This window comes from Streptomyces sp. NPDC029836 (genome assembly GCF_055574495.1).
Map to the genome: position 1 here is coordinate 56497 of NZ_JBVHZI010000025.1, position 15345 is coordinate 71841.

Genomic DNA, 15345 nt, shown 5'->3' on the forward strand with positions numbered 1-15345 from the left:
ATGCTGCTCTTCTCGGGGCGGGCGCACCCCGGGCTCGCCGAGGCCATCTCGGCCGAGCTCGGTACGACGCTCGTCCCGACGAAGGCGATCGACTTCGCCAACGGCGAGATCTACATCCGCTACCACGCCTCCGTGCGCGGCGCCGACTGCTTCGTGGTCCAGAGCCACACGGCGCCGATCAACAAGTCGATCATGGAACAGCTCATCATGATCGACGCGTTGAAGCGGGCCTCGGCGCGCAGCATCACGGTCATCCTGCCGTTCTACGGATACGCGCGGCAGGACCGCAAGCACAGCGGCCGGGAGCCCATCTCGGCCCGCCTGGTGGCGGACCTGCTCAAGACGGCCGGCGCGGACCGGATCCTGACGGTCGACCTGCACGCGGACCAGATCCAGGGCTTCTTCGACGGCCCCGTCGACCACCTCTTCGCCATGCCGGTCCTCGCGGACTACATCGGCGCCAAGGTGGACCGCGAATCCCTCACGGTGGTCTCGCCCGACGCCGGCCGCGTGCGCGTGGCGGACGGCTGGTGCGACCGGCTGGGGGCGCCGCTCGCCATCGTCCACAAGCGGCGTGACAAGGACGTGGCCCACCAGGTCACGGCCCACGAGGTGGTCGGTGACGTCCGCGACCGGGTCTGCGTCCTGGTCGACGACATGATCGACACCGGCGGCACGATCTGTGCCGCCGCCGACGCCCTGTTCGCCCAGGGCGCGCGGGACGTCATCGTGGCGGCCACCCACGGCGTGCTCTCCGGGCCCGCCGCGGACCGCCTGAAGAACTCGCGCGTCAGCGAGTTCGTCTTCACGGACACCCTGCCGGTGCCCGGGGCCCTCGGACTGGACAAGGTCACCGTCCTGTCGATCGCCCCGCTCATCGCGAGCGCGTCCCGTGAGGTGTTCGAGAACGGATCGGTGACCCGGCTGCTGCAAGGCCGGTGACCGCCCGGACGGACGGGCCGACGGGGGCCCGTCCGTCCGTACGGGAAGACAGGCGCACCCGCCTGCCGATCCGCTCCCACCGGGCGCCGCGGCCACGGCCGGGCGCCACCGCTCATCGGTTTCTCCTCGCCGAGTCGCCACCTCGGCTTCTGACGGTTCACCGCACCGCGGCGTCCGCCTCGTGCGGAGGTCCCCCCACGATCGGTGAGCCGTCGCACCACCGGGCCCGCCGCAACGCCGGAGCCCGGTGGGCGCGGGCGTCCGAGCACGCCCGCTGTTCCACAACGGAAAGTAAGGAAGCGGGAAATGACTCTTCAGGAGACCAGCGTGCTCGAGCCCACCCTTCGCGGGAACAAGACGTTGCCAGGCCTGCTCGCCGAGCGGGTCGCCGAGCACCCGGACGCGACCGCCGTCATCTACCGTGACGACAAGCTCACCTACCGGGAGCTGGCCGCCAGGAGCTCAGGACTGGCCGACTACCTCAGACACCTCGGCGTCTCGGCGGACGACTGCGTCGGCCTCTTCGTGGAGCCCTCGCTCGACCTCATGATCGGCGCCTGGGGCATCCTGTCCGCCGGCGGCGCCTACCTGCCGCTGTCCCCGGAGTACCCGGAGGACCGGCTGCGCTACATGATCGAGAACAGCCAGGCGAAGATCATCCTGGTCCAGCAGCGCCTGGTGTCCCGGCTGCGCGAGCTGGCACCGAAGGACGTCACCGTCATCACGCTGCGCGAGTCCGAGGCGTTCGTCGTCCCCGACGGCCTCCCGACGGCGACGGCCCCGGCGACGGGCGCGCGTCCGGACAGCCTGGCCTACGTCATCTACACCTCCGGCAGCACCGGCAAGCCCAAGGGCGTGATGATCGAGCACGACTCGATCGTCAGCCAGCTCGGCTGGCTCCGCGAGGCGCACGGCATCGACCGTTCCAAGGTCGTCCTGCAGAAGACCCCGATGAGCTTCGACGCCGCGCAGTGGGAGATCCTCTCGCCGGCCAACGGCACCACCGTCGTCATGGGCGCCCCCGGCGTCTACGCCGACCCCGAGGGCCTCATCGAGACCATCGTCAAGCACGGCGTGACCTCCCTCCAGTGCGTCCCGACGCTGCTCCAGGGCCTCATCGACACCGAGAAGTTCCCCACCTGCACCTCGTTGCAGCAGATCTTCAGCGGTGGCGAGGCCCTGTCCCGCATCCTGGCGACCCAGGCCACGCAGGAGATGCCGGGCCGCGCCCTGATCAACCTGTACGGGCCGACCGAGTGCACCATCAACTCCTCCTCGTACACCGTCGACCCGGCCGCCCTGGACGAGGGACCGCAGTCCATCTCCATCGGCAGCCCCGTCAACGGCACCGAGTACCACATCCTCGACAAGGACCTGTCGCCCGTCGGCGTCGGCGAGATCGGCGAGCTGTACATATCCGGCGTCCAGCTGGCGCGCGGCTACCTGCACCGCCCCGACCTGACCGCCGAGCGCTTCCTGGAGGTCGAGCTCGCCGAGGGCGCCGCGCCCGTCCGCCTGTACAAGACGGGCGACCTGGGCCAGTGGAACCCGGACGGTACCGTGCAGTTCGCCGGCCGCGCCGACAACCAGGTCAAGCTGCGCGGCTACCGCGTCGAGCTGGACGAGATCTCGCTGGCGATCGAGAACCACGACTGGGTCCGCAACGCCGCCGTCATCGTCAAGAACGACGGCCGCACCGGCTTCCAGAACCTGATCGCCTGCGTCGAGCTGAGCGAGAAGGAAGCCGCCCTGATGGACCAGGGCAACCACGGCTCCCACCACGCCTCCAAGAAGAGCAAGCTCCAGGTCAAGGCGCAGCTGTCCAATCCGGGCCTGCGCGACGACTCGGAGCTGGCCGGACGCGCCACCTACGACCTGCCCGGCGCCCAGGCGACCCCGGAGCAGCGCGGCCGGGTGTTCGCCCGCAAGACGTACCGCTTCTTCGAGGGCGGCGCGGTCTCCGAGGCGTCCCTGCTGGACCTGCTCGGCGCGCAGGTCCCCTCGGCCTACTCGCGCAAGGCCGCCGACCTGGCGCCCGCCGAACTGGGCCAGATCCTGCGCTGGTTCGGCCAGTACGTCAGCGAGGAGCGGCTGCTCCCCAAGTACGGCTATGCCTCGCCGGGCGCGCTGTACGCGACGCAGATGTACTTCGAGCTGGAGGGCGTCGCCGGGCTGAAGCCCGGTTACTACTACTACCAGCCGGTGCGTCACCAGCTGGTCCTGATCAGCGAGAAGACCCCGACCGGCAAGCCCACCGCCCACATCCACTTCATGGGCAAGAGGGGCGGCATCGAGCCGGTCTACAAGAACAACATCCAGGAAGTCCTGGAGATCGAGACCGGTCACATCGTCGGTCTGTTCGAGCAGGTGCTGCCCGCCTACGGCCTCGACATCCGGGACCTGGCGTACGAGCCCGCCGTCCGCGAGCGCCTCGACGTGCCGGAGGAGGACTTCTACCTGGGCACCTTCGAGCTCGTCCCGCACGCCGGGCAGCGCGAGGACCACGCCGAGGTCTACCTCCAGACGCACGGCGGCAAGGTCGCGGGCCTGCCCGCCGGCCAGTACCGCTACGCCGACGGCGCGCTGACCCGTTTCTCGGACGACGTGGTCCTGAAGAAGCACGTCATCGCGATCAACCAGTCGGTCTTCGAGGCCGCCAGCTTCGGCATCACGGTCGTCAGCCGGGCCCCCGAGGCGTGGATGCACTACGTCACCCTCGGCAAGAAGCTCCAGCACCTGATGATGAACGGCCTCGGCCTGGGCTTCATGTCCTCCGGCTACAGCTCCAAGACCGGCAACCCGCTGCCCGCGGCCCGCCGGATGGACACCGTCCTGACGGAGCGCGGCGTGCCGAGCGGCCCGTCGTACTTCTTCGTCGGCGGCCGGGTCAGCGACGAGCAGCTCGGTCACGAGGGCATGCGCGAGGACACCGTCCACATGCGCGGCCCGGCGGAGATGATCCGCGACGACCTCGTCAGCTTCCTGCCGGACTACATGATCCCCAACCGGGTCGTGGTCTTCGACCGGCTGCCGCTGTCGGCCAACGGCAAGATCGACGGGAAGGCGCTGGCCGCCTCCGACCAGGTCAACGCCGAGCTCGTGGAGCGTCCCTTCGTCGCCCCGCGCACCGAGACCGAGAAGGAGATCGCGGAGGTCTGGGCGAAGTCCCTGCGCCGCGAGAGCGTCTCGGTCCAGGACGACTTCTTCGAGTCCGGCGGCAACTCGCTGATCGCCGTCGGCCTGATCCGCGAGCTCAACTCGCGCCTGGGAGTCTCCCTGCCGCTGCAGAGCGTCCTGGAGTCCCCGACGGTCGAGAAGCTCGCCCGTCGCCTGGAGCGCGAGGTCGCGCAGGAGTCCTCGCGCCTGGTGCGGCTGCACCAGGAGGGTACGGGCCGACCGGTGTTGTGCTGGCCGGGCCTGGGCGGCTACCCGATGAACCTGCGCACCCTGGCCGGCGAGATCGGCCTCGGCCGCTCGTTCTACGGCATCCAGGCGCATGGGATCAACGAGGGCGAGAGCCCGTACGCGAGCATCGGCGAGATGGCCGCGGCCGACATCGTGGCCATCAAGGAACTCCAGCCGAGCGGCCCCTACACCCTGTGGGGCTACTCCTTCGGCGCCCGCGTGGCCTTCGAGACGGCCTACCAGCTGGAGCAGGCGGGCGAGACGGTCGAGAACCTCTTCCTGATCGCCCCCGGTTCGCCGGCGGTGCGCGCCGAGAACGGCGCCGAGTACGGCCGGGAGGCCTCGTACGCCAACAAGGCGTACACGACGATCCTCTTCTCCGTGTTCACCGGCAGCATCAGCGGCCCGGACCTGGAGAGGTGCCTGGAGGTCGGGAAGGACGAGCAGTCCTTCGCCGAGTTCATCGGTGAGCTCAAGGGCATCGACGTCGACCTCGCGAAGCGCATCATCGACGTCGTGGGCCAGACCTACGAGTTCGAGTACTCCTTCCACGAGCTCGCCGAGCGCACCCTCACCGCGCCCGTGACCATCTTCAAGGCCCGCGGTGACGACTACTCGTTCATCGAGAACAGCAGCGGTTACTCGGCCACCCCGCCGACGGTCATCGACCTCGACGCCGACCACTACAGCCTGTTGCGCACGCCGGACATCGGCGAGCTGGTGAAGCACATCCGTTACCTGCTCGGAGAGTAGGCGCGGACCGGTCCCGGACCGGTCCCGCGACGCGGCCGCCCCGCCGGAGGAATCCGGCGGGGCGGCCGCTTTTTCTTTGGGTTCTGACACAAGGAAAAGAAAACTGTGCGCAGGGGGTCGGCTCGTGACGCAAATTGACAGCATTCTGACATGTGTGTGGTTGACGCGCATATTCGTCCTACAAGAGACTTTTTATAATTGCAGGCGGACGGCCCATTGCTTTCCCGACTCCGTCGACGACCGCTCTGAAATTGCCGTTGTCTTGCTGACGAGGAGTTACATCCCATGCGTTTCAATCTCATCGGACCCTTCGAGATCGTCGCGGACGACGGCAGGATCTACCGCCCGGGTACCCCGAAGGTCTGTCAGACGCTCGCCCTGCTGCTCACCCGCCCCAACGAGATCGTCACCGCCGACGCCCTCATCCAAGAACTCTGGGGCGAAAGTCCGCCGCGCAGCGCCGTCACGACACTCCAGACGTACGTCTACCACGCGCGGAGAATGTTCGCGAACGAGTCGCTCGCACCCGCCGGCCGGTCCCTGATCGTCACCAGCGCACCCGGATACGCGATCCAGGTCGATGATTCCGAGATCGACATCCGGATATTCGAGCGGCTCGTCGCCCAGTCCCGCATGGAATTGAGCGACGACGACGCACTCGGTGCCCTGCGGACCGTCCGCGAGGCCCTCGACCTGTGGCGCGGTCCGGCCCTGTCGAACTTCCCCGCGGGCGACATGCTCACCGGGCACATCGTGCACCTGGAGGAGCTGCGCATCCGGGCTTTCGAGATCCGCATCGAGTGCGAGGAGCGGCTCGGCTGGCACCGCGAATCCATCCCGGAACTCCGCAAGCTCATCAACGACTACCCGCTCAACGAATGGTTCCACGGCCAGCTGATCGGCGCCCTCGGCGCCGCGGGCCGCCGCGCCGAGGCCCTCCAGGCCTACCAGAACGTCCGGCGGCTGCTCGCCGACGAGCTGGGCCTGGAGCCCTCACTGGAACTCAAACAGCTCCAGGCCCGCCTCCTGAGCCCGCTGCCGCACAAGTCCACCGCGCCCCGGGTGCCCGCACAGGGCCGCACCGAACAGCGCGAGCAGGTCGCCACGCGGACCGGCGCCTGACCGGGCACGCCCCCACAACGCGAGAGTCCCGGTACGGCCCGCGGGCCGTACCGGGACTCGTCCCGGGCGCCGGCGCCCGACGGCGCCGGCACCTCACTTCCGCTCGGACACCTCGGCGAGGGAACGCAGGATCGCGGTCTGCTTCGCGTCGCGCTCGCGCACGTGCTCCTCGTACGTCTTCGCCCCGTACGCCTGCTCCGCCTGCTCGATCAGCGACTCCACGGTCTCCGGGTCCATCGACGGCCGGCCGAGCTGCTCCCAGCCGCGCTCCAGGCCGGAACCGAGCGTCCCCAACCACTTGCGCAGACCGCCCTGCCCGCCACCCAGGTGGAAGGCGAGGAACGGGCCGACGGTCGCCCAGCGCAGCCCGATCGAGTGCGTCACCACACGGTCGAGTTCCTCCAGCGTGACGACGCCCTCCCGCACCAGGTGGACGGACTCCCGCAGCAGCGCCGACTGCAACCGGTTCGCCGCGAACGCCATCACCGGCTTGTGCAGCACGATCGGCACCCGGCCGACCGACTCGAAGAACGCGACCGCCTCCGCGACGGCCCCGGCCGAGGTGCGCTCCCCGGCCACGACCTCCACCAGCGGCACCACGTGCGGCGGGTTGAAGGGGTGCCCCACGACCAGCCGCGACGAGTCGGCCATCCGCGCGCCCATGTCGTCGGGGTTCAGCGTGGAGGTGGAGGACAGCAACAACGCCCCCGCCGGGGCGGCCTTGCCGATCCGCTCGTACAGCTCCTGCTTCAGCTCCAGGTTCTCCGGGGCGTTCTCCACGACGACGTCGGCGTCCGCCAGCGCCCGTTCCAGATCCGGCTCGAAGCTCAGGCGCTCGGCGAAGCCCGCCGGATCCGCGCAACCGTCGGGCAGGTACGGCGCGAAGAGCTCCAACCCCTCGGCCACGATCCGGGGCGCGTCCGCGCGCCGACTGTTGACCACTACGTTCAGCCCGTGGCCCAGGAACAGGGCGATCCAGCCCAGTCCGATGGTGCCCGCGCCGATCACCGTGACGGTGCGCCGGTCTTCCCCGCTCATGTCTGTTCTCCCACGTCGAATTGGTCTGTTGTGCGGGTCACGAGGAGCAGAGCCCCTCGACGGGATCCACCAGCCGTGACCCGTAGGCATCGCCGACCGGATCGAATTCCAGCGCCACGTGGCTGGACAGGCTGTGCACGTCGCGCCAGATCCGCTGCAACGGATGCCCGGCGAGCTGCGCCGCGCTGCCCGCCGAACGCAGCAGCCGCTCCACGACGTCGACGAGCTGCTCCACCGCGAACGCGCAGTCGGCCGGACTGCGCACCAGTTCCAGCTCCGAAGCCCCGGGCGCGTCCGCGATCCGGGCGGCCCGCGCCAGCAGCAGCGCCGCCCCGTCGACGGCGATCACCGCGCGGGCGAGCGACAGCCGCAGCCCGCGGTCCTCGCCGGCCGTTCCTGCACCCGAACCGTCCGCCCACAGCCGCAGCGCGGCCCGGGCCGCGCCGAGTGCCGGCGCCCCGAACAGCACACCGCTGAGCAGGCGCAACGGAACCGTGTGACATCGGGCGTCGGAACCGACGGCGCGCCCCTCGGTCACCCGCTGCCGGGCGAAACCGCGGTGCGCGGGGACGAAAACGTTGTCGGCGAGCAGCGTGTTGCTGCCGGTGCCGCGCATGCCGACCGAGGCCCAGGTGTCCGCGACCTGGTAGTCCCGGCGCGGCAGGGCGAAGAACCACGGCACCTGGCGTTCGCCGCCCTGCGGCACCAGCGCGCACACCAGGGCCCACTCGGAGAACCCGACCGCGCTGGTGAAGTCCCATTCGCCGGTCACCCGCCAGCCGCCGTTGACCGCGGTGGCGCTGCCTCGCGGCATCAACGCCCCCACCACGGGGGTGTTCGCGCCCTCGGCCCACAGCTCCGCCTGCCCCGCCTCCGGGAGGAAGGCCCCCATCCGACCCGCGCCCGCGACGACCGAGGCGCACCAGGCGGTCGAGGTGCACCCCTGGGCGAGGGCGTCGAGCGCTTCGAGCAGCCCGGTGGTCGACCCGGCGTCGCCGCCCCAGCGGGCGGGGACGAACCGGCGGGCGAAACCCGCGTCGACGATTCCGTCGGTCACCGTCCGCGACAGCATGCGATCGGAGTCGGCCCGGTCCGCGTAGTGGACCGCTACGGAGGCCAACTCCTCCGCTCTGAGCAGCAGATCGGAGTCCGACATCGGGCTCGGCATACGTACCACTTCCTTAATTGTCGGTGGCGTCGCGCCAGGCGGGTGGCAATGCGGCCAACCCTTGCCCCGCCGGATCCAGCCCCGCTGGAACTCGGCTCGACGGAGGAACGCTGGAGGAACGTCCCGGCCCACCTGGACAACGCTCCTGGTACGTCTCGACTCACGCTCGACCGTTGCCGCGCAGCCTCGAACGGCCATGGGCTCGTGACGGCCATGGCCCCACGACGACGCGAGGTGACCATCAGTGAAGGGAATCATTCTGGCCGGAGGCAGCGGCACCCGGCTCTACCCCATCACCCTGGGGGTGTCCAAGCAGCTGCTGCCCGTCTACGACAAGCCGATGATCTACTACCCGCTGTCGGTCCTGATGCTGGCCGGGATCCGCGACATCCTCCTCATCTCGTCGCCCCGAGACCTGCCTCAGTTCCGTGAGGTGCTCGGCGACGGGAGTGCCCTCGGCATCAAGCTCTCGTACGCCGAACAGCAGCATCCGCGCGGGCTCGCGGAGGCCTTCACCATCGGCGAGGAGCACATCGGTGACGACTCCGTCGCCCTGGTCCTCGGCGACAACATCTTCCACGGCCCCGGATTCTCACTGCTCCTGCAGGAACAGATGCCGCACACCGACGGCGCGCTGCTCTTCGGCTACCCGGTACGGGACCCCGAGCGGTACGGGGTCGGCGAGGCCGACGAGCAGGGACGCCTGATCTCCCTGGAGGAGAAGCCGGCGAAGCCCCGCTCCAACCGTGCCATCACCGGCCTGTACTTCTACGACAACGACGTGGTCTCCATCGCCCGCGGCCTGAGCCCCTCACCGCGCGGTGAACTGGAGATCACCGACATCAACCTGGACTACCTGGCCCGCGGCAAGGCCAACCTGGTGGACCTCGGCCGGGGCTTCACCTGGTTGGACACCGGCACCCACGACTCGCTCCTCGACGCCGGCCAGTACATCCAGACCTTGGAACACCGTCAGGGCCTGCGCATCGCCTGCATCGAGGAGGTTGCCCTGCGGATGGGCTACATCGAGCCGGAGCAGGCCTACCAACTGGGGAAGTTCCTCGGCAAGTCCGGGTACGGGCGGTACGTCATGGAGATCGCGGAGTCGCTGCGCGACGCCGCCCCGGAGGACATGGCCGGGACCCTGGCCCGCCGACGGTTCGACGGCTGGGCGGCCTGATCGCGGACGGGCGGCCCGTACGCACCACGACCGGGGGCCCCGGGGGGCCCCGGCCCCCCCCCCCGGCCCCCCCCGGGGGGGGGGGGGGGGGGGGGGGGGGGGGGGGGGGGGGCCCCCCCCCCCCGCGGGGGGGGCCCGCCGCCCGGGGGGCCGCCCCGGGGCCCCCGGTCGTGGTCGAAGTCGTGGTCGAAGTCGTGGTCGAAGGGGCCACGGGCCCCGGTGTTCAGTTCCCGTACGGGCGCGCCGCGCGCCCCTCGCGCAGGGTGACGCCCCACCAGGCGAGCTGGTCGAGCATGACGGAGGCGGCCTTCGAGCTGCCACCGTCGTCGTCGAGCAGCCGGCCCTCGTCGTCGAAGCGCTCCCACGGGTTGTGGAAGCTCACCGTGTCGCGCATGGTGACGGCGTGCAGCTCCGCGAAGACCTGGCGCAGCTGCTCGACGGAGCGCAGGCCGCCCGCGACGCCGCCGTAGGAGACGAAGCCGACCGGCTTGGCGCGCCACTCGTTGTACACGTAGTCGATGGCCAGCTTCAGCGAGGCCGGGTAGCCGTGGTTGTACTCCGGGGTGATCACGACGTACCCGTCGAGACCGTCGATCCGGGAGGCCAGGGCGGGCGCCTCGGAGGGGGTGCCGAGCGGGTCGAGGTTCAGCTTCAGCTCCTCGACGAGCGCGGGCTCCGACAGGTCGATGACGTGGATCTCCAGGTCATCGCGCCGGGCGGCCTCGGCGACGAACCAGCGGGAGACCTTGTCGGCGAAGCGGCCGGTGCGGACGCTGCCGACGATGACACCGATCTTGAGCGGGTTGCCGGACATGACGTACCTCTTTCACAGGGATGACGATCGAAAAGTGGGGGCGCGGCGGGGCGGCGGGCGATGCCGCCCCGGCCGGGGGCGGACTCAGTCGGTGAGCAGGACGATCTTGCCGCGGCCGTGTCCGGTCTCCAGCTCGCGGTGTGCCTCGGAGGCCTGCGCGAGGGGGAAGGTCCGGCGTACGTGCACGGTCAGCTCGCCGCTGTCGACCAGGGCGGCCAGCTCGCCGAGCCGCTGCTGGGTGCGCCGGCTGGAGAGCCAGCGCACGCCGAGCTCCTCGTGCACCCCGAAGGCGAAGATGGTGCCGACCCGGTCCTTGTCCGCGACGAGCTCGGCCGCGACGCGCAGCCCCTCGGCGCTGGCCGTGTCGAGCGCGACGGTGACGCCTTCCGGCGCGAGGGCGCGGACGCGGTCGGCGAGGCCGTCGCCGTACGTCACCGGCAGGGCGCCGAGCCCGCGCAGGTACGCGTGGTTGTCCTCACGCGCCGTGGCGATGACCTTCGCCCCGCGCAGTACGGCCAGCTGGACCGCGATGGTGCCGACACCGCCCGCGGCGCCGTTGACCAGGAAGGTGTCGCCCTCGGAGACCTTCAGGTCCTCCAGCACGGTGTGCGCCGTCTGCCCCGAGGCGGAGATGCTTCCCGCGACCTCCCACGGGATGCCGGCCGGCTTGGCCACGATCTGCTCGGCGGGCACCGTCAGGTATTCGGCGTACGTGCCCTGGAGGCGGTAGCCGAGCACCTCGTCACCGACCGAGAATCCCGTGACGCCCGCACCGATCTCGTCGACGACGCCGGCGAAGTCGCCGCCGGTGACGTGCGGGAACGTGATCGTGACACCGGGAGGATTCCATCCCGTGCGCACCGCGCAGTCGGTCGGCTGGGTGCCGGCCGCCTTCACCCGCACACGGACCTCGCCGGGACCGGCCTGCGGGGTGGGCAGTTCGAGGAGTTCGAGGACCTCCGGCCCTCCGAACGCGTGGAATCCTGCAGCCTTCATCGTCAACGCCCCTTAAAAAATCGTGCTGTTCGTCCCGGCCCGTCGAGGCCTTGGACAAGAACGTAAAACCTCAAGTGGAATTGAGGTCAAGCCGGAACCGGAGGCGGTATCGGGAATCCGCCAAACGGCGTACAAGTTGACCGGGACGGGACGGGTGGGGCGCGACTGCGGAAGCCGAGGACACGCTTCCATGGTGCCCGGAACGTCTCGAACGCACCTGGAGGATGGACGTCGTCCGTAGCCGTTTCCCGACGGCCCTCCAGCCGGTCTCAACCCCTCGTCGAGCCCCCGTCAGCACGATCACGGCCAGCTGTCCGGACCAGAGGGGGAAGCCCGTGATACATCTCTTCCAGCCGCAGACCGGGGACGAGGAACTCGCCGCGGTCGCCGAGGTGTTCGCCGACAAGTGGCTCGGCCACGGTCCGCGCACCAAGGCGTTCGAGGCGGAGTTCGCCGCCCACCTCGGGGTGGACGCGCAGAACGTCGTCTTCCTCAACTCGGGCACCGCCGGTCTCTTCCTGGCCCTGGAGTGCCTGGACCTGGCGGAGGGCGACGAAGTGGTCCTGCCCTCCCTGAGCTTCCTCGCCGCCGCGAACGCCGTCCTGGCCGCCGGCGCCCGACCCGTCTTCTGCGACGTGGACCCGCGCACCCTGAACCCGGACGCGGCGCACATCGAGAGCGCCCTGACCGAACGCACCAAAGCCGTCATCGTGCTCCACTACGGCGGCTACCCGGGCGACGTGAAGGCCATCGCGCAGCTGTGCCGCGACCGGGGCGTCACCCTGATCGAGGACGCCGCCTGCTCGGCCGGCTCCCGCGTGGACGGCCGGGCCGTGGGCACCTTCGGCGACCTCGCCATGTGGAGCTTCGACGCGATGAAGGTCATGGTCACCGGTGACGGCGGCATGCTCTGGGTACGCGACGCCCAGCTGGCCGCCCGCGCCCGCCGCCTCGCCTACCACGGCCTCGCCCAGCCCAGCGGGTTCGGCCACGCGAAGGTCTCCCACCGCTGGTGGGAGCTGGACATCCCCGAGCCCGGCCGCCGCGTGATCGGCAACGACATGACGGCGGCGATCGGCCGCGTCCAACTCCGCCGGCTGCCCGAGTTCGTGACGCGCCGCAAGGAGATCGTCGACCTCTACGACCTCGAACTCGCCGGCGCCGAGGGCATCGCACTGCCCCCGCCGCTGCCCGAGGGCCACGAGTCCACGTACTACTTCTACTGGGTGCAGCTGGACGACGCGGTCCGCGACGAGGTCGCCGGCGAGCTGCTGGCCGCCGGCATCTACACGACCTTCCGCTACGCGCCGCTGCACAAGGTGGCCGCCTACCGCTCCGAGGGCCAGGAACTGCCCGCCTCGGACATCGCCTCCGGCCGCACCCTGTGCCTGCCGCTGCACCCCGGCCTGTCGGACGACGACGTCCGCACCGTCGCCGCCACCCTGCGCAAGGCCGTCGACGCCCGCCGCTGACGGTCCGCGTCCGCCCCGCCCGCCCCGCACCTCGACCGGATCTCCAGCGCCGTCGGAGACGGTCGCCACCCGCCCGCCCGCACCATCAGGAGGAAGCTGCTCGTGTCCCGCCGCCTGTTCACCTCGGAGTCCGTGACCGAGGGTCACCCCGACAAGATCGCTGATCAGATCAGCGACACGATTCTCGACGCGCTGCTGAGGGAGGACCCGACCTCGCGGGTGGCGGTGGAGACGCTGATCACGACCGGTCTCGTGCACATCGCGGGCGAGGTGACGACGAAGGCGTACGCGCCGATCGCGCAGCTCGTCCGGGCGAAGATCCTGGAGATCGGCTACGACTCGTCGAAGAAGGGTTTCGACGGTGCCTCGTGCGGCGTCTCGGTGTCCATCGGCGCGCAGTCCCCGGACATCGCGCAGGGTGTCGACACCGCGTACGAGAAGCGGGTCGAGGGTGATGAGGACGAGCTCGACAAGCAGGGCGCCGGCGATCAGGGTCTGATGTTCGGCTACGCCTGCGACGAGACCCCCGAGTTGATGCCGTTGCCGATCCACCTCGCGCACCGGTTGTCGCGGCGGCTGACGGAGGTCCGCAAGGAGGGGATCGTCCCGTACCTGCGTCCGGACGGCAAGACGCAGGTGACGATCGAGTACGACGGGGACAAGGCGGTCCGGTTGGACACGGTGGTGGTGTCCTCGCAGCACGCGGCGGACATCGACCTGGACGCCCTGTTGACGCCGGACGTGCGGAAGTTCGTGGTGGAGCACGTGTTGGCGGAGCTGGCCGAGGACGGCATCAAGCTCGACATCGAGGGCTACCGGTTGTTGGTGAACCCGACCGGTCGTTTCGAGATCGGCGGCCCGATGGGCGACGCCGGCCTGACCGGCCGCAAGATCATCATCGACACGTACGGTGGTATGGCCCGTCACGGTGGGGGTGCCTTCTCGGGCAAGGACCCCTCCAAGGTGGACCGCTCGGCCGCGTACGCGATGCGGTGGGTCGCCAAGAACGTCGTCGCGGCCGGACTGGCCTCGCGCTGCGAGGTCCAGGTCGCGTACGCGATCGGCAAGGCCGAACCCGTCGGCCTCTTCGTGGAAACCTTCGGCACCGCCAAGGTCGACGTCCAGAAGATCGAGGACGCCATCGGCCAGGTCTTCGACCTCCGCCCCGCCGCCATCATCCGCGACCTGGACCTGCTGCGCCCGATCTACGCACAGACCGCCGCGTACGGCCACTTCGGCCGCGAACTCCCCGACTTCACCTGGGAGCGCACCGACCGCGTCGACGCCCTGCGCCGGGCCACCGGCCTGGCGTGAGCGTCCGCCCGCGCCGCCCTGCCCACAGTTGCTAGGAGAAGAGTTGTGCGAATCGCTGTGACCGGCTCCATCGCGACCGACCACCTCATGGTGTTCCCCGGAAGCTTCGCGGAGCAGTTGATCACCGACAAGGTCGACACGGTGTCACTGTCGTTCCTCGTCGACCAACTGGAGGTCCGCCAGGGCGGCGTGGGGGCCAACATCACCTTCGGCCTCGGCCGGCTCGGCCTGCGGCCCCTGCTCGTGGGCGCCGCCGGCGCCGATTTCGCCGACCACGGCCGACGCCTCGTCGAAGCCGGGGTGGACACGACGTCGGTCCGGGTCAGCGAGACGCTGCACACCGCCCGCTTCGTGTGCACGACGGACCGCGACCAGAACCAGATCGCGAGCTTCTACACGGGCGCCATGGCCGAAGCCCGAGAAATCGACCTGCGCGAGGTCGTCAGCCGCAGCGGACGCCCCGACCTGCTCCTCGTCGGTGCCGACGACCCCGAGGCGATGCTGCGCCACACCGCCACCGCCCACGCGCTCGGCATCAGGGTGGCGGCGGACCCCTCCCAGCAGCTGGCCCGCCTCGACGCCGAACAGACGCGGAGCCTCGTGGACGGCGCACACCTCCTCTTCACCAACGAGTACGAGAGCGCCCTGCTGCGCGAGCGCACCGGGTGGAGCGAGGAACAGGTCCTGGAGCGGGTCGGCACCTGGATCGTGACGCGCGCCGCCGACGGCGTCTCGATCCTGACCGCCGACGGCGGCCGCGAGGACATCCCCGCCGTACCCACGGACATCGCCGCCGACCCGACCGGCGTGGGCGACGCCCTGCGCGCCGGCTTCCTCGCGGGCCTCGCGTGGAGCCTGTCGTACGAGAACGCGGCGCAGCTCGGCTGCGCGCTCGCCACGGTGGTGCTGGAATCCGTCGGTACCCAGGAGTACAAGCTGCTCCCGTCCGACCTGGTCGGCCGCGTCGACCGGGTCTACGGCAGCGCCGCGGCCGCCGAGCTGGAGCCCTGGCTGGTGGCCGTCTCATGAGCGCCGAGCAGGTCCGTCGGGCCGACGCCCTCCGGGAGGCGCTCGCCACCCGCGTGGTCGTCGCCGACGGAGCCATGGGAACGATGCTCCAGGAGCAGGACCCGACGATGGA

11 protein-coding genes are annotated in these 15345 nt (G+C 70.4%); 7 read left to right on the forward strand and 4 right to left on the reverse strand.

What is annotated here, in order from left to right:
- From ACZ4XJ_RS35825 to ACZ4XJ_RS35835, 3 genes are all read left to right on the forward strand, one after another.
- Positions 1 to 942 carry a ribose-phosphate diphosphokinase gene (locus tag ACZ4XJ_RS35825; protein WP_281210119.1) on the forward strand — a complete coding sequence of 314 codons (942 nt, stop codon included), beginning with the start codon at positions 1 to 3 and terminating at the stop codon, positions 940 to 942.
- Positions 943 to 1248: 306 nt separating this feature from the next.
- Complete coding sequence (locus tag ACZ4XJ_RS35830; RefSeq protein WP_468498679.1) at positions 1249 to 5100, forward strand: amino acid adenylation domain-containing protein; 3852 nt, start codon at positions 1249 to 1251, stop codon at positions 5098 to 5100.
- Positions 5101 to 5385: 285 nt separating this feature from the next.
- A complete protein-coding gene (locus tag ACZ4XJ_RS35835) occupies positions 5386 to 6222 on the forward strand; it encodes an AfsR/SARP family transcriptional regulator (RefSeq protein ID WP_362884765.1) in 837 nt (278 codons plus the stop codon).
- Between the two features lie 93 nt (positions 6223 to 6315).
- Here ACZ4XJ_RS35835 and ACZ4XJ_RS35840 read toward each other — a convergent pair whose 3' ends face one another.
- Positions 6316 to 7260, reverse strand: coding sequence for a 3-hydroxyacyl-CoA dehydrogenase NAD-binding domain-containing protein (locus ACZ4XJ_RS35840; RefSeq protein WP_468498680.1), 945 nt, complete (start codon positions 7258 to 7260; stop codon positions 6316 to 6318).
- Positions 7261 to 7297: 37 nt separating this feature from the next.
- A complete protein-coding gene (locus ACZ4XJ_RS35845; RefSeq protein ID WP_468498681.1) occupies positions 7298 to 8416 on the reverse strand; it encodes an acyl-CoA dehydrogenase family protein in 1119 nt (372 codons plus the stop codon).
- A gap of 256 nt (positions 8417 to 8672) precedes the next feature.
- On the opposite strand from ACZ4XJ_RS35845, the gene rfbA reads away from it, so the two are divergent.
- On the forward strand, positions 8673 to 9608 hold the full coding sequence (rfbA, locus tag ACZ4XJ_RS35850; RefSeq protein WP_362884719.1) for a glucose-1-phosphate thymidylyltransferase RfbA: 936 nt from the start codon (positions 8673 to 8675) through the stop codon (positions 9606 to 9608).
- A gap of 223 nt (positions 9609 to 9831) precedes the next feature.
- On the opposite strand, the gene ACZ4XJ_RS35855 is transcribed toward rfbA, so the two are convergent.
- A complete protein-coding gene (locus tag ACZ4XJ_RS35855; RefSeq protein WP_362884734.1) occupies positions 9832 to 10422 on the reverse strand; it encodes an NADPH-dependent FMN reductase in 591 nt (196 codons plus the stop codon).
- Between the two features lie 84 nt (positions 10423 to 10506).
- Positions 10507 to 11418 (reverse strand): NADP-dependent oxidoreductase, encoded by a 912-nt coding sequence (locus tag ACZ4XJ_RS35860; protein ID WP_468498682.1) that lies wholly within the window; start codon positions 11416 to 11418, stop codon positions 10507 to 10509.
- A gap of 335 nt (positions 11419 to 11753) precedes the next feature.
- Between ACZ4XJ_RS35860 and ACZ4XJ_RS35865 the strand changes: the two genes are divergently transcribed.
- The 3 genes from ACZ4XJ_RS35865 (at position 11754) to ACZ4XJ_RS35875 (ending at position 15233) form a co-directional block, all read left to right on the forward strand.
- Entirely contained in the window at positions 11754 to 12890 is a 1137-nt protein-coding gene (locus ACZ4XJ_RS35865) for a DegT/DnrJ/EryC1/StrS family aminotransferase (protein WP_362884736.1), read from the forward strand.
- Between the two features lie 102 nt (positions 12891 to 12992).
- A complete protein-coding gene (gene metK, locus ACZ4XJ_RS35870) occupies positions 12993 to 14204 on the forward strand; it encodes a methionine adenosyltransferase (RefSeq protein WP_468498683.1) in 1212 nt (403 codons plus the stop codon).
- A gap of 45 nt (positions 14205 to 14249) precedes the next feature.
- A complete protein-coding gene (locus ACZ4XJ_RS35875) occupies positions 14250 to 15233 on the forward strand; it encodes a PfkB family carbohydrate kinase (protein WP_362884738.1) in 984 nt (327 codons plus the stop codon).
- Positions 15234 to 15345 lie beyond the last annotated feature (112 nt).

Bases quoted from the DNA above. Each gene is read 5' to 3' on its own strand.
- ACZ4XJ_RS35855 (WP_362884734.1), bottom strand. From the start codon at position 10,422: ATGTCCGGCAACCCGCTCAAGATCGGTGTCATCGTCGGCAGCGTCCGC.
- ACZ4XJ_RS35860 (WP_468498682.1), bottom strand. From the start codon at position 11,418: ATGAAGGCTGCAGGATTCCACGCGTTCGGAGGGCCGGAGGTCCTCGAA.
- ACZ4XJ_RS35840 (WP_468498680.1), bottom strand. From the start codon at position 7,260: ATGAGCGGGGAAGACCGGCGCACCGTCACGGTGATCGGCGCGGGCACC.
- ACZ4XJ_RS35830 (WP_468498679.1), top strand. From the start codon at position 1,249: ATGACTCTTCAGGAGACCAGCGTGCTCGAGCCCACCCTTCGCGGGAAC.
- ACZ4XJ_RS35825 (WP_281210119.1), top strand. From the start codon at position 1: ATGCTGCTCTTCTCGGGGCGGGCGCACCCCGGGCTCGCCGAGGCCATC.
- ACZ4XJ_RS35845 (WP_468498681.1), bottom strand. From the start codon at position 8,416: ATGTCGGACTCCGATCTGCTGCTCAGAGCGGAGGAGTTGGCCTCCGTA.
- ACZ4XJ_RS35835 (WP_362884765.1), top strand. From the start codon at position 5,386: ATGCGTTTCAATCTCATCGGACCCTTCGAGATCGTCGCGGACGACGGC.